At 37.9% G+C, this 21,526-nt stretch carries 21 protein-coding genes; 6 read left to right on the plus strand and 15 right to left on the minus strand.

From position 1 onward, the window contains the following. Positions 1-336: 336 nt before the first annotated feature. From GD597_RS19745 to GD597_RS19755, 3 genes are all read left to right on the plus strand, one after another. The gene (locus tag GD597_RS19745) at positions 337-711 is read left to right on the plus strand and encodes a hypothetical protein (protein ID WP_171609639.1); all 375 of its coding nucleotides are present in this window, start codon (positions 337-339) and stop codon (positions 709-711) included. Positions 712-822: 111 nt separating this feature from the next. Next, positions 823-1,533 (plus strand): hypothetical protein, encoded by a 711-nt coding sequence (locus GD597_RS19750; RefSeq protein WP_171609640.1) that lies wholly within the window; start codon positions 823-825, stop codon positions 1,531-1,533. Positions 1,534-1,974: 441 nt separating this feature from the next. Beyond that, entirely contained in the window at positions 1,975-2,379 is a 405-nt protein-coding gene (locus tag GD597_RS19755) for an energy transducer TonB (protein ID WP_171609641.1), read from the plus strand. Positions 2,380-2,435: 56 nt separating this feature from the next. Here GD597_RS19755 and GD597_RS19760 read toward each other — a convergent pair whose 3' ends face one another. From GD597_RS19760 to GD597_RS19785, 6 genes are all read right to left on the minus strand, one after another. After that, positions 2,436-2,777, minus strand: coding sequence for a hypothetical protein (locus GD597_RS19760; RefSeq protein ID WP_171609642.1), 342 nt, complete (start codon positions 2,775-2,777; stop codon positions 2,436-2,438). Positions 2,778-2,949: 172 nt separating this feature from the next. Next, positions 2,950-3,357, minus strand: a complete 408-nt coding sequence (locus tag GD597_RS19765) for a DUF3997 domain-containing protein (RefSeq protein ID WP_171609643.1) — start codon at positions 3,355-3,357, stop codon at positions 2,950-2,952. Between the two features lie 85 nt (positions 3,358-3,442). Then, complete coding sequence (locus tag GD597_RS19770) at positions 3,443-3,958, minus strand: hypothetical protein (RefSeq protein ID WP_171609644.1); 516 nt, start codon at positions 3,956-3,958, stop codon at positions 3,443-3,445. Between the two features lie 132 nt (positions 3,959-4,090). Next, positions 4,091-4,819 carry a hypothetical protein gene (locus GD597_RS19775; protein ID WP_171609645.1) on the minus strand — a complete coding sequence of 243 codons (729 nt, stop codon included), beginning with the start codon at positions 4,817-4,819 and terminating at the stop codon, positions 4,091-4,093. A 176-nt stretch (positions 4,820-4,995) separates the two neighbouring features. Beyond that, the gene (locus GD597_RS19780; protein WP_171609646.1) at positions 4,996-5,529 is read right to left on the minus strand and encodes a hypothetical protein; all 534 of its coding nucleotides are present in this window, start codon (positions 5,527-5,529) and stop codon (positions 4,996-4,998) included. Positions 5,530-5,799: 270 nt separating this feature from the next. After that, positions 5,800-6,339, minus strand: a complete 540-nt coding sequence (locus GD597_RS19785; RefSeq protein ID WP_171609647.1) for a hypothetical protein — start codon at positions 6,337-6,339, stop codon at positions 5,800-5,802. A gap of 860 nt (positions 6,340-7,199) precedes the next feature. On the opposite strand from GD597_RS19785, the gene GD597_RS19790 reads away from it, so the two are divergent. After that, positions 7,200-7,724 carry a hypothetical protein gene (locus tag GD597_RS19790; RefSeq protein ID WP_171609648.1) on the plus strand — a complete coding sequence of 175 codons (525 nt, stop codon included), beginning with the start codon at positions 7,200-7,202 and terminating at the stop codon, positions 7,722-7,724. A gap of 182 nt (positions 7,725-7,906) precedes the next feature. Here the strand turns inward: GD597_RS19790 and ctlX are convergent, their stop codons facing one another. The 7 genes from ctlX to GD597_RS19825 form a co-directional block, all read right to left on the minus strand. Then, positions 7,907-8,833 (minus strand): citrulline utilization hydrolase CtlX, encoded by a 927-nt coding sequence (gene ctlX / locus GD597_RS19795; RefSeq protein WP_171609649.1) that lies wholly within the window; start codon positions 8,831-8,833, stop codon positions 7,907-7,909. 3 nt (positions 8,834-8,836) lie between these two features. Beyond that, positions 8,837-10,357, minus strand: a complete 1,521-nt coding sequence (locus GD597_RS19800) for an arginine deiminase family protein (RefSeq protein WP_171609650.1) — start codon at positions 10,355-10,357, stop codon at positions 8,837-8,839. Between the two features lie 141 nt (positions 10,358-10,498). Beyond that, positions 10,499-10,759, minus strand: coding sequence for a 4a-hydroxytetrahydrobiopterin dehydratase (locus GD597_RS19805; protein WP_171609651.1), 261 nt, complete (start codon positions 10,757-10,759; stop codon positions 10,499-10,501). A 69-nt stretch (positions 10,760-10,828) separates the two neighbouring features. Beyond that, positions 10,829-11,263, minus strand: coding sequence for an IPExxxVDY family protein (locus GD597_RS19810; protein WP_171609652.1), 435 nt, complete (start codon positions 11,261-11,263; stop codon positions 10,829-10,831). A gap of 2 nt (positions 11,264-11,265) precedes the next feature. Further along, entirely contained in the window at positions 11,266-12,909 is a 1,644-nt protein-coding gene (locus GD597_RS19815) for a M28 family peptidase (RefSeq protein ID WP_171609653.1), read from the minus strand. Between the two features lie 410 nt (positions 12,910-13,319). Next, complete coding sequence (locus GD597_RS19820; protein ID WP_171609654.1) at positions 13,320-14,372, minus strand: glycosyltransferase; 1,053 nt, start codon at positions 14,370-14,372, stop codon at positions 13,320-13,322. Positions 14,373-14,485: 113 nt separating this feature from the next. Further along, positions 14,486-15,397, minus strand: a complete 912-nt coding sequence (locus GD597_RS19825) for an alpha/beta fold hydrolase (RefSeq protein ID WP_171609655.1) — start codon at positions 15,395-15,397, stop codon at positions 14,486-14,488. Between the two features lie 10 nt (positions 15,398-15,407). Here GD597_RS19825 and GD597_RS19830 point away from each other — a divergent pair, with 10 nt between their 5' ends. Both GD597_RS19830 and GD597_RS19835 read left to right on the plus strand, forming a co-directional pair. Then, positions 15,408-15,851: a MarR family winged helix-turn-helix transcriptional regulator gene (locus tag GD597_RS19830; protein ID WP_171609656.1), complete on the plus strand. Its 444-nt coding sequence runs from the start codon at positions 15,408-15,410 to the stop codon at positions 15,849-15,851. Positions 15,852-15,918: 67 nt separating this feature from the next. Then, on the plus strand, positions 15,919-17,712 hold the full coding sequence (locus GD597_RS19835; RefSeq protein ID WP_171609657.1) for an acyl-CoA dehydrogenase family protein: 1,794 nt from the start codon (positions 15,919-15,921) through the stop codon (positions 17,710-17,712). A 256-nt stretch (positions 17,713-17,968) separates the two neighbouring features. Here GD597_RS19835 and GD597_RS19840 read toward each other — a convergent pair whose 3' ends face one another. Next, positions 17,969-19,975 carry an alpha-ketoacid dehydrogenase subunit alpha/beta gene (locus tag GD597_RS19840; RefSeq protein ID WP_171609658.1) on the minus strand — a complete coding sequence of 669 codons (2,007 nt, stop codon included), beginning with the start codon at positions 19,973-19,975 and terminating at the stop codon, positions 17,969-17,971. A gap of 209 nt (positions 19,976-20,184) precedes the next feature. Then, positions 20,185-21,477 (minus strand): hypothetical protein, encoded by a 1,293-nt coding sequence (locus GD597_RS19845; protein ID WP_171609659.1) that lies wholly within the window; start codon positions 21,475-21,477, stop codon positions 20,185-20,187. Positions 21,478-21,526 lie beyond the last annotated feature (49 nt).

A 21,526-nucleotide genomic window follows, 5' to 3' on the forward strand; every position in this document is an offset into this window, starting at 1 on the left:
CACATGAACGCTCCGCGCATTGGTCCGGGCCAACGCCTCCCCCTGTGTATTGGGTATTGGAAGTTTTGTTTTCTTTTGGTTTGGTGTTTTATATTTTTTTTGTTGTGCTTATAGCTGCTAGCAAAAAGGATAACAGTTCCGAAAAAAGCGCACTAAACAAGCATTGATTATCAATAGCTGATTTTTTTGGTACGGCTATTTAGTTCGTCTATTTTTGAGTTGTGTGTCATTATCAACTTCTAAACAATGCGACTAACAAAGGTTTTACTTTTATTGTTTATATGCTGCTTATCACTTCGCTGTCAGACAGAAATGCGAAAATCATTTTTTATTTCTGTGGAATATTCATCTTGGGGTTACTCTACCAAATATTGTTTGACTCAAGATTCGATTCTTTTGAAGGTGAATAAAAATGTGGTTGAGAAAAAAATGGAAGATTTATATTCAAGAGCATTGACTAAAAAGGAAAGTGTCAAGATCTATCAGTTTTTGACATCCCTTTCTTATGATACATTAAAGGATGAATATATAAAGCAAGGCATTTATGACGCAACAGACATTCGTGTTCAATTATACGGAGACGGGTTGCATTCGAAGAATGTGTTACTGTATATAAGTACAACAGCTATCACTGACACAATAGAAAAGCTTGTTCAAAGACATATATTGGACACAAATTTTCAGTTAAGAAATTTACATGCATTGCAATAACGAATGCACCACAAAAGTATTTGCAATAGCAGGGGGGACGAATGAACAATCGGCAACAAAGTGGAAAGCAGTGTCTCTAAGGTTTAGGTGTATAATGGTAAATTAGGTGAAATGCTTGATTCCTGCCAAGCATTGAAGGTTGTTGGCGGGGACGCCAATGCCAGCGAAAATATTTATTGGGTAATGCGACTATATTTGTATTGTATGATTTCAGCCAATTCATATTTATTTAGAATAAAAACCTTTTACTGTTGTATTTTAATAATGACTGTATTCAATTCCTGCTTCCTACTAGTCCCGTATGAACCTTCAAAGGAGGAAAAAGAGGATGTTTTCAAAACTGTGAAGTGGGATAAACAAATATTGACTGATTTTTCTAAATACGATTCTTTAGCCCAAATTTTGCTTTCTAATCTGGACACAATTATTAATTACAAAAACAAAACAACTTATGTTACAATAATTGAAGGGGGTGGCAAGGAGACAAAAGAATTGGCTAATGAAACCTGCTATGCGTTTTTTGACGGAAATGATTACTATGATATAAAAAAAATACCACCCTATCTATCATCTAAGGTAGACTGTCTATGGACATTGGTTGGCAAACCTGAAATAAAGATTTGTAAAGAAAAAAGACCTGCTAATCTTTCTCTTCGAATTAATTTTACGGAACGAAAAAACAATGTTTTAGAATGTCATGTTCTCTATTGGCGCCTCACTGATTTTGATAATCATGACAGCTTTTATTTGATTAAAGACACCGCACTTAGTAAAGACTGCATTTATAGAATAGGTATTACAACAGACAATAGTGGATGGTAGAATTTACACGAAAAGTACATACTTCAATAACAGCGAAAAATGTTTTTGTAAACCTAAATGGTTAATTGTTGGCATTTGTCACTTTCTTTGTCTTGATACAAAGAAAGTAACCAAAGAAGAATTAAGGCCCACATGAACGCTCCGCGCATTGGTCCTTGCTCACGCCTCCCCCTGTGCAGGTGGTGTTGGAAGTTTTGTTTCCTTTTGGGTTCGTCTTTTATACTTTTTGTTGTCATTCTTATGGCTGGTAGATGAAGGCTAACAGCTGCGAAAAAAGCGGACTATGCAAGCATTGATTAGTAGTAGCTGATTTTTTTGGTATGGCTATTTAGTTCGTCTATTTTTGATTTGGTTGCAATCAACAAGAGTCGTTTAATCTCTGGTTCATTTTTTTATTCATATATTCAATAAACAAAGGAACATCCACATCGACATTACGCTATGAAATATATATTATTTTTTACTTCCTTATTTTTCTTTATTAATAGTAAAGCTCAAACAGACACGACGATTTACGGATACATAGATTCGGTAACAGTGAAAAATGTGCAAATACCTCCGAAATTTTCTGGTGGTGACGGAAATTGGAAAATGTATTTAAATAAATATTTAAAGTATCCTAAAGATGCTAAACAGCAAAAAATAGAAGGGACGGTTATGGTTGAATTTGTAGTAGAAAAAGACGGAAGTCTATCCAATATTACTATAGTCCATTCAGTATATCCAAGTTTAGATGAAGAAGCAGTTAGATTAATTCAGCATTCAATGTGGACGCCAGCTGTTCAAAATGGAGGTAATGCCAGATATAGAAAAAGACAACCCATCGAATTTCGTTTGCTAAATTAAATTTCTGCTGCGGTTCGCTGGGACGCCAATACCAGCGAAACGGCATAAGTAAAAATCTACCTTACTTCTGAATTTGAAAAATGGATTGTATCCGTTTTTTTCAAATCTAACCCATTAATGCTTATGTCTTTTAAGAAAGACCCTTTGAATATACCTTCAACCTTTTTAGATTTGATATATTCATAAACAGAGTCTTCATCGAATATAAAAATGTGAAGTTTGTTTTCCTTTTTCAGCACAGGGGGCTCTCCATAGATATCTATTAATTTTTGTTTATTTATGGAATATTTCTGTCCATAAAACAATATGGTATCATTTACCGTATCTCCTCCATACATCACTGTAAGATTCCGATTTGAAATATTATCAATAGTTACTATTTTTTCTGCACGATCCATAATACAAGAATTCAAGAAAAAGCAACAATAAATAAACCTATTTCTCATGAATTTTTTTTGATTTGAAACTTTTTTGGACGATTTTGATTGTTTGCCATTGCTGATTGAAGATACTTGATTCCTGCACCAGTATTGAAGGCTGTTAAGGCGGCCGCAAACAGCATCAATTTTTTTAAGGTAAACTTATTTTCAAATTTTTAGGCACTTTTAGTTCCATCCGTTTTAATTCAAATTCTTCTTTGGTTAATGGCCCAACCAAAAGGTTTTGCTCATGAGAAATTATCCAGTAATAAATTGAATCCTTATTTGGTGGGTAATGTATGGTAGCAGCAAATTCTCCCTCGAAACAGGGCAATACTGGTTTTTGGGCTGCAATTATATACTCCTTATTATAATCATAAGAAAGAATTTCACAGGGTATAAGTTTTCCGTAATAATCTAAACCATCTTTTTCTATCACATTTTGATGAACGCCTTCTTCATAAAAATAATATTCACCACTTATTTCTTCATAAGTATCCGACTGGCAACTACCCACCCATGCGGCCAAAACAATTAAACAAAGCATTTTTCTCATCATTGCAATTTCATTTTTTCTTGCTGCTGTTGATGTCCGCACCTGGCTGTTGCTGGCGGGGGTGCCAACTGCTGGAAAATGTTCTTTTTTAAAATCCGGTATCTACCGGTTCTTTTACATTTAACAAAGAATCTATCTCTGATTGCTGAATGTACATCTTCCATTTTTCATTCCAGCTGATTGATATTGAGCTTATTTCTGGTTTTTGATTTGCATTTTTAGAAAGGCTATTATTAAAATCTATTCCTACTACAAAATACTTTTTTTGTTTCATATAAGTATCCCAATTCCCTGCCGGCAATTTACCTCCCGGCTTCTTTCCAACAAAAGTTATCGCACTTACTGGTAAATCTGATTTAATAGTATCAATATATTGTTGGGCAATATTTGCAAACTGCCTTATTGTGATGGATTTATTTATATAATTGGTTACTACTAAATAATCACCATAAGTCTTATATCCATTATTATTCCCTATATCCCGATAATAAAATAATATTTCTTGCTCACCATACTGCTTATTTTTGCATCCCGTGTTAGAGCAAAGGATACTGCTCATTAATAAAAGCACCATGTAAATTGGTTTGTAATTGCCTAATTGCATAATAGTTTATTTTTTTCCTTTTCCGCAGCGTTTAATAATAATTGCATTATGCGAGGCAGTAACTATTCGGTTTATATTAGTAATGGTAATTTACAAGAAATACTTGATTCCTGCACCAGCAGCAGCGAAGAATTATTTACAATTATAGGAATATTGGAACAAGACATTGTGGTTGCCTTGTTCAAACCAAATGCCGTCAATTAAATAGTATTTAATATCAACAATTTTTAATATCGGAAAATTTCCATTTATAGACTTTTTGTATTCTTCACTAGGCGATTTATTTACATTAAAGTCGCCAGATAAGATTTCATAATCGTTAATGAAAGCCATATGATTTTTATCAAATTTCAAACTGATTGTAGTATCATAGGTATAAGTTCGAGTAGAATCTTGCTGGGATTTATTTTGATCGTGGATTTCTAATCCTAAACTATTATCATTTATATTGTAAAAATTAACACTATAGTGCCGGTATTCTTCAAATAAATGCAATGAATCCGCAACTGTGTTATATGCTTTATCCAGACTCTCCTTATATTCAGATAAAAAATGCATAGCTGTATAAAGATGTTTATTATTTATACACAATAAAAGTGTGCGACGTATTTTTATTCCAGAACCACCTTTTAATGAATAAGTAATTTTAAGGAACCTGCCGTAAACCTGAACATCTCCCACTATATCAGTAAAATCAGGAATACAAATGGAATCAGAATTGAAAGTAATGCTGATTTTGTTATTGGTATATTCGGGATTGACTCTTATAATACAATCATCTCCCTCTAATGACTTAACTCTAAAGCTATTTTGTGCATAACTATAATTGCTGATTGTTATACTTAAAAAAATAATTATCAAACAATTTTTTATGACCATTTTTATGATTTCCTTTTCCGCTGCGGTTACTACTAATAGCGTTGTGCAAGGCAGTTACTCTGCTGTTTACGTTTGTAATGGTAAATTACATAAAATACTTTATTCCTTTGCCAGCATTTAAGGCTTGTGGCAGCGCCGCCATAAGCAGCGAAAAAGAATTATTTCAAATCAATTATTGCATTTTTGGGGGCCATAAGCAAAATGTCTTTTTGCCTATCCAATATTTGATTGTCAAGTGAAAGATTTAAAGTATCGTTTTTTTCACTACACACCACGATTTCTCTGATATAATCATATTCTTCGTTATATAATTGACGATAACTAAAAAACCAAGTCTTTGAATTTATAGGTTTATTTGCACTAGAAATGAAATTCTCATCTAAAAATAATATAAGCTGCATAAAAGTTTTACTTGACTCTTTAGACAATCTTGGGATTTTTAAGGTATCAGATATTTTATGTTTTTTAAAATTGTTTATATACAAATAGTCTTCCTGCAAGACATAATGTGGTAAAAAACTAGCGTCTTCAGGTACATGGGGCAAACTATCTAATAATATTTGAAGATGTAATAGTGCATTTTGAACTGTGTCGATATTGTCTTTAAAAACTATGATATTTCTATTTTCATTTATATCTCTACAAGAACATAAACACAAAAGGGCGAAAAATATAGTTATATTCCTAATCATATTACCTAAGTTTAAAATTTTCAATTGCCTAAAATACCATTTGTGGATCTCTTAAAGGGTGTTGTTGGCGTTCCGCAAACAACTGCGAAAATGGCCTAGTACAAGGCAGTGTCCAAGCGGTTTACTTTTGTAATGGTAATTTATATAAAATACTTGATTCCTGCCCAATCATTGAAGGCTGTTGGCGGGGACGCCAACAGCAGCTAAAAAATACTTCATTCCTGCGGCAGCATTTAAGGCTGTTCGCGGGGACTCAGACAGCTGCGCAAATCAGTTATCTTTTTTGTTTAAAAAGTATATCCTGCCTTCAAAAAAGTAAGCCATTTCATTAAATGTAATTATTTCAAAATATATTTTATTTGAAATATTAAGTAGAGATACATTTTTTCTGCATGGGCGGTACCCATAAAAGAAAGTAGTCGTTTTCAGGTTCATCTCCTCTAAAGTATTAATGAAATTAAGTTTATAAGTGGGCTGATGAACTCTGATTGGGCTATCAAAAAATTCAAAGTTGAAATTGGTAGAATCAAAATACAACTCCTTGCCAATTTGTAGTTTTATTTCATTTTCTTTTTTTGGACTACTTCCGGTTTTGGCAATCGAACTAATTATCCATTTGCCAAATAAATTAGTTACTTTTTTTGTACTTAATGTGTCTAGATAATCTTCCTGGATATTTCTATAGTAAAATTTTATAGAAGTGTCTGCTTGATACAAGCTATTTGAATTTTTATATTTCCCATAGATTGTATTACTATATAGTATACAATATACCAATGTAGTAAAAGCAATTATTTGTATTGGTTTCATAAAAAAAGTTTCCTACTTCTGTTGGTTTCAATACCAGCCTATGTTGGCGTCCCAGCCAACAGCATCGAAAAATAGCAGCGATAGATGCTTTTGTAAAAATAAATGGTTTCTTTGCGATGTTTGTCACTTTCTTTGTCTTGATGCAAAGAAAGTAACCAAAGAAAAATCAAGGACCACATGAACGCTCCGCCCATTGGTCCGGGCCAACGCCTCCCCCGGTGCAAGTGGATTTGGAAATTCAGTTTCACTTTTTTTCATCTTTTCCACCTTTTGCTTTTCATTGGCTGTTTAGCGAATATCGATCTGCTGCACTTCACCACAGTAGCACAAAAGCTTAATGACTATTTCCCCCCCGAAAACGGGCAGTTTCGTTTTCGGGTGTCTTTTTTTGGTTCTTTTTTGGACAAGCAAAAAAGAACAGACACGTTTCATGATGAGACAAATACATAGAATCGATTTCCCAATTAAAATTCTGGCTTTTTGAAGTTGTAAAAATTAATAGCGCACTGCATTTCCAGGTTGTATTTTATACAGTGTTTGTCACTTTCTTTGCCTTGATGCAAAGAAAGTAACCAAAGAAAAATCAAGGACCACATGAACGCTCCGCGCATTGGTCCGGGCCAACGCCTCCCCCTGTGCTTGGGGTATTGGAAGTTTTGTTTGCTTTTGGTTTGGTGTTTTATATTTTTTGTTTTTATGCTTATAGCTGCTAGTAAAAAGGCTAACAGCTGCGAAAAAAGCGCACTATACAAGCATTGATTAGCCGTAGCTGATTTTTTTGGTACGGCTATTAAGTTCGTCTATTTTTGAGTTGAGGGCAAGCTTAAACGGCATCTCGTTCGACATAATATTCATGACAAATGTTTGCAGAATTTATACACAGACCAACTTCGGGGCAATACCCAGAAAAACACTTCGGAACAATTTCACCAAACTGCCTTTGGGTAAAGTTTACTGATATAGAATATGAAGATTGGGTTGGCTCATTTCAACAAGGTTGGGACGGCAACGGAACTTTCATTATCAACCTTGACAAAAGGGAGAAAGCTTTTGTTGTCGCAGGCGGGCAAAGTTTTCTAATTGACATTTCAACTAAGCTATTACTAAACAAACAAGAAATTTCAGACACAACATCCGCAATTCTAAATGACGACCAAAGCATAATTTATTTTTCAGGTGGGTATGACTTACAATATTTAGATTTAGATGGAAATATATCTGTTTTATTTGACAAGTGTTATTTTGACGACTTAAAATTGATTGAAATAAAAGACAATAGACTTTATGCAAAATATTGGCATTATCAACGAGACAAAGAACCATTTCTGTTTGAAATAAACTTGCATACAAAAGAAGTTAAGGACTCGTATTACAACAGAGACTAACAAGAATACACCAATGAGAATCCTAATCCTTCGTTATTTGACAGAATAGCAAAATGGATAAAAATGTAGGATGAGACTTCTATAGCCATTTTATTCGCTTTGGTACAAGCTGCATAGCATTACCCGGCGCACAAGAGTGCGACGCAAGTAATGCTGATTATTTATTTTTTGCCTGGAGCCTGTTAGTCTTTTTTCTCTAAAAATATTTCGGCCATCATACAACGTACACTGCCGCCGCCAATGGTTTCGATGGTTTTAATATCGATGGGTAATAAAGTGGTGTGGTGCTGTAGTATTTGTTTTTGCTCACGGGTTAATGATATATAGGCCGAACGGCTGAGGATGGTAAAGTTTTTGCCTTTTTCGTTTTTTACCTGTAACATATTGCCTGCATATGCATGTACCTGTTGCATGGTGATGGGTATAATTTCGTGCCCGGTGCTTTGCAGTAGTTGCGATAGGGCTATGCGTTCTATTTCTTCGGGGATAGACTCCATACAAATGATGGCATAGCTTTCGCCCAAATGCATGATTACGTTGGTATGGTATACATCGGTACCGGTTTCGTCTTTTGAATGAAAGAGCATTGCTTTGTAGCCGTGTGCAAAGGCGAATTTTTCGAGCACGGCTTTGTTGGTACGTGCAGAAATACAGGCATAAATAATTTTGTATTCATGGTCTATAATCATGCTGCCGGTGCCTTCCAGAAAAAGATGTTCGGCTTCGTACTCGCTCCAGTCTTCTACGTCTTTTACTTTATAATTATCGGCCAGCATTTGCAGCAGGTCGTCTCTTTTTTCAATACGCCTGTTGGCGGCATACATGGGAAATACGGCTACAGTGCCATCCTGTAAGGTGCAAAACCAGTTGTTGGGGAAAAGCGCATCGGGTTTTTTGGGCAGGGGTGTATCCTGCACTACCAGTACTTCAATTTTCTTTTTGCGTAAGGTATCAATAAAATTATCGAATTCTTCAACGGCTTTTTCCTGCACCTGTTGTTGGGTAAGTGAGGCAGATTTGGATTGAAAAACATTGTTGGCAGCGGTTTCTGCATTATACCCAAAACTTGCCGGACGTATCATTAATATGGTGGAAGCTATTTTACTCATACACTAAATATTTTCTCTGAGCAGTGGCATGCTCATACAATGTGCGCCACCTCTTGCTCTTGATAATTCTGCAGAGGGCAGTACAATTAATGTGTTTTGTACCTGTGCAGGGGTTAACTCTTTGTTTTGAAATTTTTGTAATAAATCTGTGACCTTGATTACGTTAAAACCGGCCGCCTGAAAGGCTTTCATAGTTTCATCGTTACGGTCGTACCCAACTACAACGCCTTCTTTAAGGGCCAGCAAGTTACAGGAGTCTGTCCATTGTTCGCGTTCATCGTATGGAAAAACATTGTTGCCGCTGTAAATAATGGTTACGTCTTCGGGCGCCACGCCATAGTCTTCGATACTGATATTGTGCAATAAGGATTCGAGCCCCTGAATTTTATCACGGATATCGAGTTGGTAATTGGTACCGGGATGATAGGCTTGTTGTAAAGGTTTATAGAAACGTAGTACCTCTATATTTTCCAGATCGGGCATGTCTTCTTTTTCCATCAGGTGCAGGTAGTAAGCGTATTGGGTAGCATTTTTTTGCTGCATTACTTTTTCGGAAAAGCGGCCAAAGAGCACCCAGGTGTTTTTGCGTACCTGTGTAAATACGGTATCAATATGCATCATGGCACGTTGCTTGGGTATTTTTACCACAGATATTTTTTCTATACCGGTTTGGTTATTGGCAAATATTTTATGAATGATTTCATCAACGGCGCTGGGGGTGGTTCTTTCGCTGCAGCCAATTAATAAATGGTTGGGGGCAATCATCATCACATCGCCACCTTCTACCGATGTTTTAAACACCTGCTGTTCGCTTTGTTCGAGTAAAAAGAAATCGCTTGATTCTGATATCTCGATTACTTTTTCGGGATTGTTTTTATATAGGTGATAATAGGTGATATACTTCATTAGCATGCTTTCTCTTTCCCTGGCAGGGGTGGCGGCATTGCTTAATAAAATATGATCGTTGATGACGATACTAATATCACGTGTAAATATAAAATTGGGCAAAGGTGCAAATACAAAATCGTTGGCATTATTATCGGCAATATGCAATACGCCGCTAATTAATACTTTAGCCAGTTCGTAGGGGTCCTGAATGGCATCGAGCATGCGTTCTGTAGCAAAACTACAGCCCTCCCAGGCACATACAGCAGATACAATGCGTTGTTTGATGGTTTCGTTTTTAAGCACCTGCGCCAGCAGATATTGTGTATCAATTACTTTATCGCTGTTAAAATAATCGGGATGGTGTGGCTTATAACAGTCAGGCTGTTTTTTGTGTGCCTGCTTTTTTTCAAACTCGGTGATATATGGAATTTTTTCCGGGTCAAGAAAGTACAGGAGTAGTTTTACATACTCGTTATATTCCCTGCGCATCTGGCTGATGTGTACTGTATCATCGTACAGCCATTCTTTAAATTTACCGGGTACTACTTTTCCTATACCGCCATCGGGGCTATGCACCAGCAAACGCTTTAGCGTTCCCAGTTCGGAGTTTACATGTATAGTAGCATTTGAATTCATAGATATAATTATTATACAAAGCAACGAAACTTAAGCCAAACAGGCATAAGCCGGGTATTAATTGTTTATTGTGATATGATGCTGGTACAGAAAAAAGGCGATTTTATTGCAATAAAAACACTGTTGCAAGTATTGAGAGCATTATAACAGGCTATCTATTCTTTTGGCCAGTTTATAATCTTTGGCGGTAATAATATCGCCAGCATCGTGTGTGTTTAGCCATATTTCTACCTTATTGTATACATTTTTCCAAAGAGGATGATGGTTCATTTTCTCTGCTTCTATGGCTACCCTGGTCATAAAAGCAAATGCTTCTGAGAAGTTATTGAAAGTAAACTTTGCGTATAAGGTATTCTTCTTTTCTGCCCAGTTGCCTTTGGCAGGTATTTTTTTTGCATGCATAATAGTTTTTTTAATCTAACAAATTAAAACAAGCTCTTGTTCGCCCAATGGCAGGTTACAGTAACACCGCTAAAAAACAAGATTACCTTTGGTTTTTATTTTTTCGTTGGTTAACTCTGCCACCAGTTGTACACCATTAATTTGCTTAACACTTTGTATTATTTGCTGGGCGTAATTATAAGGTGGTACACCCCCTTTTACCAGCCATAGAAAATCCATATGTTTAAACTCTGGCAGCAGGTATTCCCCATCGTACTGATTGTGGTAAATATAGTGGTTAATATCTGTTACGCTTTCTGTATGCTGGTATACCGGGAAAAAATAGCGACGCCCTTTTTTTTGAATTTCTATATTAATATCTGTGTTTAACCTGAAATTATAGCCCAATACATTATTTACCTGCCAGCAAAACCGGTAACTTTTGGCAGTTACAATAATGCCCAATAAAAATGCATCTTCAAAGAAGTCTTCGTTTAATGCATCAATATCTAACTTAAGCTTCATGGTTAAAACTGGATGTTAAACTCCATCTCTTTATCTGCGCGTTTTATTTTCAATACAGATGAATCACCTTTTTTAAAGTGCTGTAAAGCCTGCATGTAAGATTGCACATCAACAAATTTATAATCGCCCAGCTGTAATAAAATATCGCCTGCCTGTAAGCCGGCACGTTCTGCTGCTTTGCCCTTACTAACGCCGTCTATACGCATGCCTGTGCCGCTAAAGCCATAATCTGGTATAACACCCAGGGTAACGGGTAAGGCTACCGAACGGGCTTCCTGATCTCTGGTTTTTGTAAATGGCAATTTACCTTTTGCATCGGTAGCTTCTATAATGGTATTAATCAGGTTTACAATTTGTACTTCGCCGGCATAATTAATTTTATCCCAGTCGTCGCTGGCTTTATGGTAATCGCTATGGCTGTTGGTAAAAAAGAAAAGCACCGGAATATCTTTTCTGTAAAAAGATGCATGGTCGCTTGGGCCAGAGCCGCTGCTATCAAATTTAATAATCAGGTTGGTATTATGAATGTTATTAAAAACGGTACCCCAAACCGGTGATGTGCCATAACCACCCACCGTTAATTTATGGGTAGTATCATAACGGCCCACCATATCCATATTCAACATATAATTGGGAACAATATTTACACTGGGTTTTTCCAGCCAGTGTTTAGAGCCAAATAAGCCCAGTTCTTCGGCAGAAAAAGCTATAAATAAATAGTTGTTATTGTGGGCGGGTGTTTTTTGTAATATCCTGGCCATTTCAATCATGGCGGCAGTACCACTGGCATTATCATCGGCGCCATTGTGTATTTGTCCCAGACCATCCAGACTATTGCCATCTTCGCCATAACCCAGGTGATCGTAATGCGCACCAACAATGATGGTGGTAGGCGCATTAAAATTTAAGAAACCTACTACGTTTCTTGCTTTACGGATGGGATGTGTAAGGGTAACTGTAAGCTTTACTTCGTAGGTATCTGTTTCATCGTCAAAGAATTTCTTTAAACCATCGGCGGTAATATAAATTATGGGGATGGTTACTGCGGCGGTAGCATCGTTTTTATTGAACTGAATATTATCAACACTATGGGCGCTGTTAAAAACAATTAAGGCCTTGCCGCCTTTTTCCATGGCATGTTTGGCGCTGGCCAGTAAAATGGTATTAATGTCAAAATGCGGATTGCCTTTGTTTTCTTCCACTACATCTTTAACATCAAAAAACCAGGGTTCTGCTTTTTCCTGTAATGCGGTAGATACAAAGCCTGCAGCGGTACCATTGCCTGAATAGGATAAGGGGAAAAAATCTTTTTTCAATTCCAGTTGCTTATCGTTTACCGAGAAGCTATTGTTATCGGCTGTAAATTGACGGCCTTCATCAATATCAAACTCCTGAATATAGCCATCTGCGCCCTTTGGTGCTAAACCAATTTTGGCAAACTGAGCACTTATATATTGCATGGCCAGCAATTCGCCCGGAGTGCCGGCACGGCGGCCTTCCAGCTTATCATCGGCAAGGTATTGGATATTGGTTTGAAGGTTGGTTAGCGTTATTTTATCTGCCTTAAGTTGTGCCTTTTTTTGTTTTTTGGTTTGAGCAAAACAAAGCGCAGGTACCATTGCAATAATCAGCAAAAGTTTTTTCATAATAAATAGTTCTGTTTCAACAGCAAATGTAATAAGGGCTTTTATTCTTAACTAATTTCTTTGTTTGGCAGACAGGCAGCAAGTGTGTTGGATAAATACAATTATGTTACCAGCGTATGGCAATTATGGCATCGGCTCTTGCCACGTTCGGTTCAGGGTTCCTCATTTATAGCAGCAAAAAGGGATATTAGTAAGCTGTAAAATGACCAAAATAATAAAAGCGGATAAGAACAAAAAGCAATCTACAAATTCCTACTCCCAACCGCACATCCTCCCATTCTCAAATCCGCACATCCGCAAATTCTCCCCTCCTCCAATCTGCCTTTCCTGCTGCCATTGTTGCTAACCGTACAAGAGTGCGACGCAAGTAAAGCCAAATAGATGCACAATTGCACGGCTCATGCACTGTATTATTGCACTTGCCGGCCTTTCCATTCATATTTGCCAAACTTACCCAACCATCCGGATATAACGGTATATACTATATGAAATGGTTGCATAGCCGGAAACCACCTGAGTAAAGATTGGGCATTAAAAAAGCGGGCAACCGGTAGCAGAAAGAATAATTCGCAGGCCGTTTTTGCCAATAATAAATAACCAAAAACAGGTAAGAAACTTTGGTGCCAAATAGCTAGCAAAGGCAATAACAAAAGCATGAGGTTAACCAGGTACACCAATAGCAACACAAGGAATATTTTTTTATCGGTATAGCTGGTGGCTTTGCTTGCCCAGCGAATGCGTTGGTTGATAAAGGATATCCAGTTGGGCATGGGCTGGGTGGCTACAATGGCTTTTTGGTTAAACAGGTAGCCAATGCCATTGGGATAGGCCAATTGTATTTTATGCATCAGCAGCATATCATCGCCGCTGGCAATGGTATCAACGCCGACAAAACCATTTACTGCATAAAAAGCGGCTTTGGTATAAGCAAGGTTAGCACCGTTGCACATACTATGAAAACCGGCACTTACCGATGCTGCTGTTATACCCTGTAAGCTAATAAAATCAAGGCTTTGAAACACTGAGATAAAGCTGCGTTCTTGTATAAATTGTACTGGGGCTGCTATAAAAACAGCATTGCTCTTTTGTATATAGGCATCAAATAAGGCGAGCCATTGCGGGCTAACTATGCAATCTGCATCGGTAGTAATTATCCAGTCGTGTTTGCTGTAACCAATGGCAGTTTCTATTGATTTTTTTTTGTAGGAATTAATAGGGTAATCAACAATATTTTTTAATTGAATTAGCTGGATATTTTGGTGCAGTTGCATTAGCTGTTGCACTATTTCAGCGGTGTTATCGGTAGAAAAATCGTCTATTACGATTATTTCAAAAAGAGCGGTTGGGTACTGGTTTTGTAAAATGGAGTTTAAACAGACACCAATATTGGCGGCCTCATTTCTTGCCGGAATAATTATGCTAAACCTGTTAACCGCAGTGGTATTGGCCGCAGGTGTAAACATAGCCAGCTTTTTAAACCAACTATAATAAGTAAGTAGCAGTATACAATATACAATGGTGATACAAATTGCAAATATGGAAATGAAGGGCCACATAACTGCAAATAAAGTTTAAATTACTGAGAGAATAATGCGCCAATAGCAGTGGCAAATCTTGGTTTTAATAAATCATGCCCGCCTTCAATGATGGTGATACTTACCAGATTGTTTTGTTGTTGCAGGTATTTGCTTCTTTTGGGTACAATAATCCTATCATAACTGCCATAAAGGATATTTACCGGAATTTGGTACTGCTGTATAAGCTGTTTAATCTTTTTTTGTTTGGGTGCAAAATGGCGCAGGGCAGTCCACCGTTGATATAATTGTGTGCGAATGGTAGGGTCGTCCATATGCGCATGTACAAATTTGGTAATGCTTTTATTAAGTATGCCTGTTTTTCGGCCCACCGTTACAATAGCAATAAACCAATTAGGATATTGCATGGTATATTTAAACAAGGCATTTCCCCATTGGGTTTGTGTACCCAGGCGGTACCAGAAATTAACCTTTAACCCATCTGGCGCCAATAATACCAGTTGCTTTATTTGGGTAGGGTACAATTGTAATAAATGTAATGCCAGTCTTCCACCCAGGCTATAGGCAAGAATGGAAACAGGATCTTGTATAAAATTGGTTGGGTGGTGTTTTGCTGCAATAGTTGCCAGTACTTCCCAAAACTCGGCGGGGTGTATGTTTATACCTTCCTGCCATTGGGTATTACCATGAAAGGGGATATCGATGGCAATACATGTAAATTGCGAGGCAAGTTCTTTTTCCAGGAAATTAAAACTGCTGCCATCTTGCCCAAAACCATGCAGGCATAACAGACATTTGGGGCCATGGCCCCAAATCGTATACTGTATCAATGAGTTTTTATGCTGTAGAAAATGCATTTGCATAGCCAGCAATATTTTATAAATATTAGAATATTTTAACCCCGTATTGTTGGTAGATTGGTAAAGATAGTTGAATTTTGAAATTAGTTGCATAACTAACTATATGTCCAACAACTATTTTAAAAGAGGTGAAATTTATAGTGTAATCAACGGAATGGCCAGTAGTGCAGTGGCCCGGCGTTTGCAAAAGCATTTCAGGGATGCCAGTTTGGATATTACTATTGAACAATGGAGTATTTTATACCATTTATGGCTGGAAGATGCGTTAAGTCAGCAGGAGTTATGTAACCGTACATTCAGAGATAAGCCCAGCATTACCAGGCTATTAGACAATTTGGAAAAGCAACAGCTGGTAAAACGGATCGCTTCTAAAACAGACAGGCGGGTAAATATTATTTGCTTAACCGATCAGGCCAAAGCCTTACAGGATATTACCATAGAGCTGGCCAACCAAACCATGGATGAAGCATTAAGTAATGTTACCAAAGAGGAAATAGAAACGGTGAAAAAGGTATTAAATCAGGTGTACGACAACCTAAACAAATAAGCAACAAGTACTGTATTTATAAACTACTTGCCATTATATTATTTATCAAATTTCAAAAAAATAACCCATGAGTGCTGCAACACTACCACACACAGCTTTAAAAGGCGGGGAATGGCTGATTAAAGAAACAAATTCCCAGGACATTTATATACCTGAAGATTTTTCTGAGGAGTATGTAATGATTAACGACATGAGCCGCCAGTTTATTGATACGGAGGTAATACCCGTAATTGACCGTATTGAAAAAATGGAGCCGGGCCTTATGCACTCTACACTGGCTAAAGCGGCAGAACTGGGTTTGGTGGGTGCTAGTGTTCCCGAGCAATATGGTGGACTGGGTAAAGACCTGATTACTTCTACCATTATCAACGAAAACTTTGGAAAAGGCTATTCTTTTTGTGTTGCCTTTACTGCGCATACCGGTATTGGTACCATGCCCATTTTATATTTTGGCAACGAAGCACAACGCAATAAATATATACCCAAACTTATTTCGGGTGAGTGGACTGGCGCCTATGGTTTAACAGAACCTAATAGCGGCAGCGATGCCCTGGGTGCTAAAACCACGGCTACGCTAAGTTCAGATGGTAAGCACTATATATTAAACGGTCAGAAATGCTGGATAACCAATGGTGGCTTTGCCGATATTTATACTGTTTTTGCCAAAATAGATGGCGATAAGTTTACCGCATTTATTGTAGAACGTGATACCGAAGGATTTACCCGCGGCCCCGAAGAACATAAAATGGGTATCAAAGGTTCCTCAACGGTTCAGTTATATTTCCAGGATTGTAAAGTGCCGGTAGAAAATGTATTGGGCGAAATTGGCCGTGGCCATATTATTGCATTTAATACCCTAAATACAGGCCGTTATAAATTGTGTGCTGCTACACTGGGTGGCGCTAAAGCTGCCGCTGCACAATCAGTAAAGTATGCTATTACCCGTGAGCAGTTTAAAACCCCTATTGCCAATTTTGGAGCCATTAAACATAAGCTGGCACAAATGGCTGTTTTATTATGGGTTGGAGATGCCGGTATGTACCGCACCGGTAAAATGATTGACGAAAAAGAAGAAGAGCTTAAAGCACAGGGTTTAAGTTTTGAAAAAGCCTATCTGGGAGCAGCTGAAGAATATGCCATTGAATGTGCTTTACTAAAAATATATGGTAGTGAAGTGCTGGATTATGTAGTAGACGAAGGTGTTCAAATACATGGTGGCAACGGGTTTAGTGATGAATATGAAATTAGCCGCGCCTACCGCGATAGCCGTATTAACCGTATTTACGAGGGTACTAACGAAATTAACCGTTTACTTACCGTAGACATGATGCTAAAACGTGCTATGAAAGGTACACTAAACCTAATGGGGCCTGCCATGGCTGTAAGCAAAGAGCTAATGAGCATACCCGATTTTGGCAACGATGACGATACCCCATTTGCGAAAGAGAAAAAATATATTGCCAACTTTAAAAAAGCCATTATAATGGTAGCCGGTGCTGCTGTACAAAAGCTGATGATGAACCTGGATAAAGAACAGGAAATTCTGATGAATATTGCCGACATGTCAATAGATACTTACCTGGCAGAAAGTGCTTTGTTAAGGGTGATAAAACTTACTGAACGTAACGGTGAAGCTGCTACTGCTTTGCAGACTGATATTATGCATACTTTCTTATATGATGCCGCAGACCGCATTAACAAAAATGGTAAAGATGCCCTGAATGCATTTGCCGATGGCGATGAATTACGCATGATGCATATTGGCCTGAAACGTTTTACCAAAGTAGATGCATTTAACAGCAAAGCAGCCCGGAGAAGGATTGCAGATAAAATGATTGCCGAAGGTGATTTTTGTTTTTAAATACAGGATTTTGAACTAAGCTGAAGTACAGGCATTGGGCTTTACTTGCCACGCTCGGTTCAGGGTTCCTCTTTTATGGCGGCAAAATTAAATTACATGTTTTAGCAGGCGTAAGTATTGTGTACGTTTGTTAAAACATGTTTTTCTTTTAAACAACGCTTACAATGCTGCCATTTATTCCACCGCACAAGAGTGCGACGCAAGTAAAGCTGCAATAATATTTATAGCAGGGCTAATAAAAAGCTTTCAACTGGGTTTAATATGCCAATAATTGTTGTATGTTTTCGTGTAAACGGGCTTTGGCCAAATAGTTTTTTTCCAGCGCTATATTAAAAGGAATTGGCGTATCTAAAGAAGCGCAACGTATTACCGGTGCATCTAATAATTCAAAGCAATGCTGGCTTATCCATGCGGCAATTTCTGCACCTATACCGCCGGTTAAATTGTCTTCATGAAATACTAATACTTTGCCCGTACGTGCCACTGTAGCTTTAATAGCGTCATAATCCAGGGGCAACAAGGTTCTAAGATCGAGAATGTCAATGCTTATTTGCGGGTATTGAGTAGCATATTCTACGGCCCAATGTACACCGGCGCCATAGGTAATGATACTTATATCAGTACCTGCCTGTACTTGTTTTGCTTTGCCTATTTCTATTGTGTAATAGTCGTTGGGTACCGGGCCACTAACACTACGGTACAAGGCCTTATGTTCAAAAAACAGAACCGGGTTAGGATCATTAATGGCGGCTATTAATAAGCCTTTGGCATCTATGGGGCTGGATGGATATACTACTTTTAACCCGGGTGTATGTACAAACCAGGCTTCGTTGCTTTGTGAGTGAAATGGCCCTGCGCCAACGCCTGCACCTGTAGGCATTCGAACCACCACATCTGCCTGTTGGCCCCAGCGGTAATGCATTTTTGCCAGGTTATTGATAATTTGGTTAAAACCTACGGTTACAAAATCGGCAAATTGCATTTCCATCATGCTTTTAAATCCGGCAAGGCTAAGGCCAAGTGCTGTACCCAGTATAGCACTTTCGCATAAGGGAGTGTTGCGTACCCTTTGTTTGCCAAAGGCAGTAAGAAATCCTTCAGTAATTTTAAAAGCGCCGCCATATTCTGCAATATCCTGGCCCATTAAAATAAGATTGGGGTGTTGCAACATGCTTTGAAAAAGCCCGTCTTTAATGGCATCAATCATCCTTTTTTCCGGTGCATTTTCTATGATATTTATTGGTAAACTGTTATTGATAATGGTAATACCTGTTTGGGCAGGTACGGGGGCATACACATCCTGTAATTCTTCGTTGGTATCGGGTACAATATCATCCGCAGTAAAAGCAATTTGTAATTCGGCTTCTATCAATTGCCTGATGGATTCTTTTTGCTCTTCAATAGCTGTTTGGGTAAGCAATTGTTGAGAAAGTAAATATTCCTCGAAATTTTGCAAAGGATCTTTTTGGGCCCATTCTTCCATTAGGGCAGAAGGAACATATTTGGTGCCACTGGCTTCTTCGTGACCCCGCATGCGGAAAGTGGTACACTCTACCAGGTATGGCTTTTGTTCTCTAATACAATACTCCCTAATGCCTTTGATAGAATCTATTACTTCCAGTATATTATTGCCGTCTATACGTACGCCTTCCATGCCATAACCTTTTGCACGTTGCACCAGGCTTTCGCAACGGTATTGTTCGTTGGTGGGGGTACTTAAGCCATACCCATTGTTTTCTATGATAAAAATTACGGGTAAATCCCAAACGGCTGCTACATTAAGTGCTTCGTGAAAGTCGCCTTCGCTGGTGCCGCCATCGCCGGTAAAAGCCATGGCTACTTTGGGCTGTTGTTGTAAGGTTTGTGCCAGCGCTACGCCATCTGCAATAGCCAGTTGCGGGCCCAGATGTGATATCATGCCGCAAATATGGTGCTCTTTACTGCCAAAATGGAAGCTTCTTTCTCGCCCTTTGCTATAACCTTCTTTATTGCCCTGCCACTGCATAAATAATTTGTGTAAAGGCATATTGCGCCCTGTAAAAACACCCAAATTGCGGTGCAGGGGCATTATCCATTCATCGCTATCAAGCGCATAGGTACAACCTACTGAAATGGCTTCCTGGCCAATACCACTAAACCATTTGCTTATTTTGCCCTGCCTAAGTAAGATGAGCATTTTTTCCTCGATAAGCCTGGGTAATAGCAGCCTTTTATAAATATCAAGCAGTGCTTCGTTGGTAAGATTTTTTCTATCGAAATACATGGCAGCAAATTATGCGTTGTAAGTTATAGGTTTTAAACAATACGTTTTATGATTTACGCCGGTATTGTAAAAAAACTGCCTTGTTTAAACAAGTTTTCCTGTAGCTATTTTACAGGTAAGTTACTGCATTTTTTGCTGCCAATTGAGGCGAACGATGAACCGAGCGTAGCAAGTAAAGCTTAATACATGTTGGTACGCCGGGCCAATAATTATTTATTAAATGGATACTCGCTAACCCAATGAAATCCACGGTTGATTAGCCTGAAATTTTGTAATGGAAATTGCTGCATTTTTATGCTCACTGTATCATGTTGCCATATACCATTTAACTGAAGGGTATTGTTCATCTGGCTATATTGCAAAATGGATTTATTTGTAGTATCAGCATCAGTATACATGGTTATTTTTTTGGCGGCTGTATCGGTTTCAAATACATAGGCATGCAAGCTATCATTCATTGCCATTACTGTGGCATAACCATAGCTGCCTACAATCAGCTTATGCCAGTATAGAGAATCGGTTGCCAAAGGTGTAAGTGTATCTTTGTTTTTTACAAATTGCTCTGTGGTGTAGATGCCATACAGAGCAGGTTTTGGGGCATCATCTCCATATTGGCTAAGGGCTTCTGAACCCTGATAAATATAGGTGACAAAAATAAACAGTATAGTGCCATATTTTACAACCACCAATGCTTTGTTTATCCATGGTTTTTTAAAGGTTGGGGTGGCAATATCTGCAGGTGCCGCAGTGGTATTAAGTACCAGAAACTGCAATAATCTTTGCAGGTCTTTGGCTAATAGAAATAATGACATCACCACCAAAGTGGTAGACAATAATTTTACCGGTACATCAAAGCAATAATTAATAGCCATTACATTGGCGGCAACCACTAAAGATAATAACGCACCCATGGTTTTGGTACGCCTGAAGAGTAGAAAAACACCGCTAAAAACTTCACCAAAACCAGTAAAATAATTATAGCCTTTAGAGAAACCCATAAAGGTCCATGCCAGTCTCATGGGCGACGAATTGCCATAGGGCTCCATTAATGTGCCTGATGAAGGAAAAGGAAATTGCAGTTTGAATACTTTGTAAAATCCATAGGTTAACATGGTAAAGGCCAAATAATAGCGCACTAAAACAGTTAACCAATAATATAATACATTATAATTTTTGCGGTTGGTTGGTACTATGCTCCACACAATTGTAACCGCAACAGATAGCATGCTTATAAAAAACAAAGTTACCCAATCGTATAAGGTATCGCCACTGCCGGTGGGGTGTGCAGCAGCTTCATTGGTAGTATGTAAAATATGAGTGCCTATCCATGGAATAAGTGAACGGAAAGGCTGAATATAAATTTCAAACAAATAATCAAAATAGGGAAAGAAGCCATTGGGATAAAACAAAACAAAAAGCACAAACAAGGTAAAAAAGAAGCGAAATCCTAATTTTTTGAGAAAGCTCCACTCTTCGGCGGCAGATTGAAGTTGTTCCATCATTAAACTGTTTATTTTTATTCAAGATAGTGTTTATTAGATTTGCGAAACG

It is taken from the genome of Limnovirga soli, from assembly GCF_013106755.1.
GTDB lineage: Bacteria > Bacteroidota > Bacteroidia > Chitinophagales > Chitinophagaceae > Limnovirga > Limnovirga soli.

What these genes read in the sequence shown, in the direction of transcription:
- GD597_RS19755 (WP_171609641.1), top strand. Translation starts at nt 1,975, where the DNA reads ATGAAATATATATTATTTTTTACTTCCTTATTTTTCTTTATTAATAGT.
- GD597_RS19765 (WP_171609643.1), bottom strand. Translation starts at nt 3,357, where the DNA reads ATGATGAGAAAAATGCTTTGTTTAATTGTTTTGGCCGCATGGGTGGGT.
- GD597_RS19825 (WP_171609655.1), bottom strand. Translation starts at nt 15,397, where the DNA reads ATGCAACTAATTTCAAAATTCAACTATCTTTACCAATCTACCAACAAT.
- GD597_RS19820 (WP_171609654.1), bottom strand. Translation starts at nt 14,372, where the DNA reads ATGTTTACACCTGCGGCCAATACCACTGCGGTTAACAGGTTTAGCATA.
- GD597_RS19810 (WP_171609652.1), bottom strand. Translation starts at nt 11,263, where the DNA reads ATGAAGCTTAAGTTAGATATTGATGCATTAAACGAAGACTTCTTTGAA.
- GD597_RS19785 (WP_171609647.1), bottom strand. Translation starts at nt 6,339, where the DNA reads ATGAAACCAATACAAATAATTGCTTTTACTACATTGGTATATTGTATA.
- GD597_RS19750 (WP_171609640.1), top strand. Translation starts at nt 823, where the DNA reads ATGCTTGATTCCTGCCAAGCATTGAAGGTTGTTGGCGGGGACGCCAAT.
- GD597_RS19805 (WP_171609651.1), bottom strand. Translation starts at nt 10,759, where the DNA reads ATGCATGCAAAAAAAATACCTGCCAAAGGCAACTGGGCAGAAAAGAAG.
- ctlX (WP_171609649.1), bottom strand. Translation starts at nt 8,833, where the DNA reads ATGAGTAAAATAGCTTCCACCATATTAATGATACGTCCGGCAAGTTTT.
- GD597_RS19830 (WP_171609656.1), top strand. Translation starts at nt 15,408, where the DNA reads ATGTCCAACAACTATTTTAAAAGAGGTGAAATTTATAGTGTAATCAAC.
- GD597_RS19800 (WP_171609650.1), bottom strand. Translation starts at nt 10,357, where the DNA reads ATGAATTCAAATGCTACTATACATGTAAACTCCGAACTGGGAACGCTA.
- GD597_RS19835 (WP_171609657.1), top strand. Translation starts at nt 15,919, where the DNA reads ATGAGTGCTGCAACACTACCACACACAGCTTTAAAAGGCGGGGAATGG.
- GD597_RS19770 (WP_171609644.1), bottom strand. Translation starts at nt 3,958, where the DNA reads ATGCAATTAGGCAATTACAAACCAATTTACATGGTGCTTTTATTAATG.
- GD597_RS19760 (WP_171609642.1), bottom strand. Translation starts at nt 2,777, where the DNA reads ATGGATCGTGCAGAAAAAATAGTAACTATTGATAATATTTCAAATCGG.
- GD597_RS19815 (WP_171609653.1), bottom strand. Translation starts at nt 12,909, where the DNA reads ATGAAAAAACTTTTGCTGATTATTGCAATGGTACCTGCGCTTTGTTTT.
- GD597_RS19790 (WP_171609648.1), top strand. Translation starts at nt 7,200, where the DNA reads ATGTTTGCAGAATTTATACACAGACCAACTTCGGGGCAATACCCAGAA.
- GD597_RS19780 (WP_171609646.1), bottom strand. Translation starts at nt 5,529, where the DNA reads ATGATTAGGAATATAACTATATTTTTCGCCCTTTTGTGTTTATGTTCT.
- GD597_RS19845 (WP_171609659.1), bottom strand. Translation starts at nt 21,477, where the DNA reads ATGATGGAACAACTTCAATCTGCCGCCGAAGAGTGGAGCTTTCTCAAA.
- GD597_RS19840 (WP_171609658.1), bottom strand. Translation starts at nt 19,975, where the DNA reads ATGTATTTCGATAGAAAAAATCTTACCAACGAAGCACTGCTTGATATT.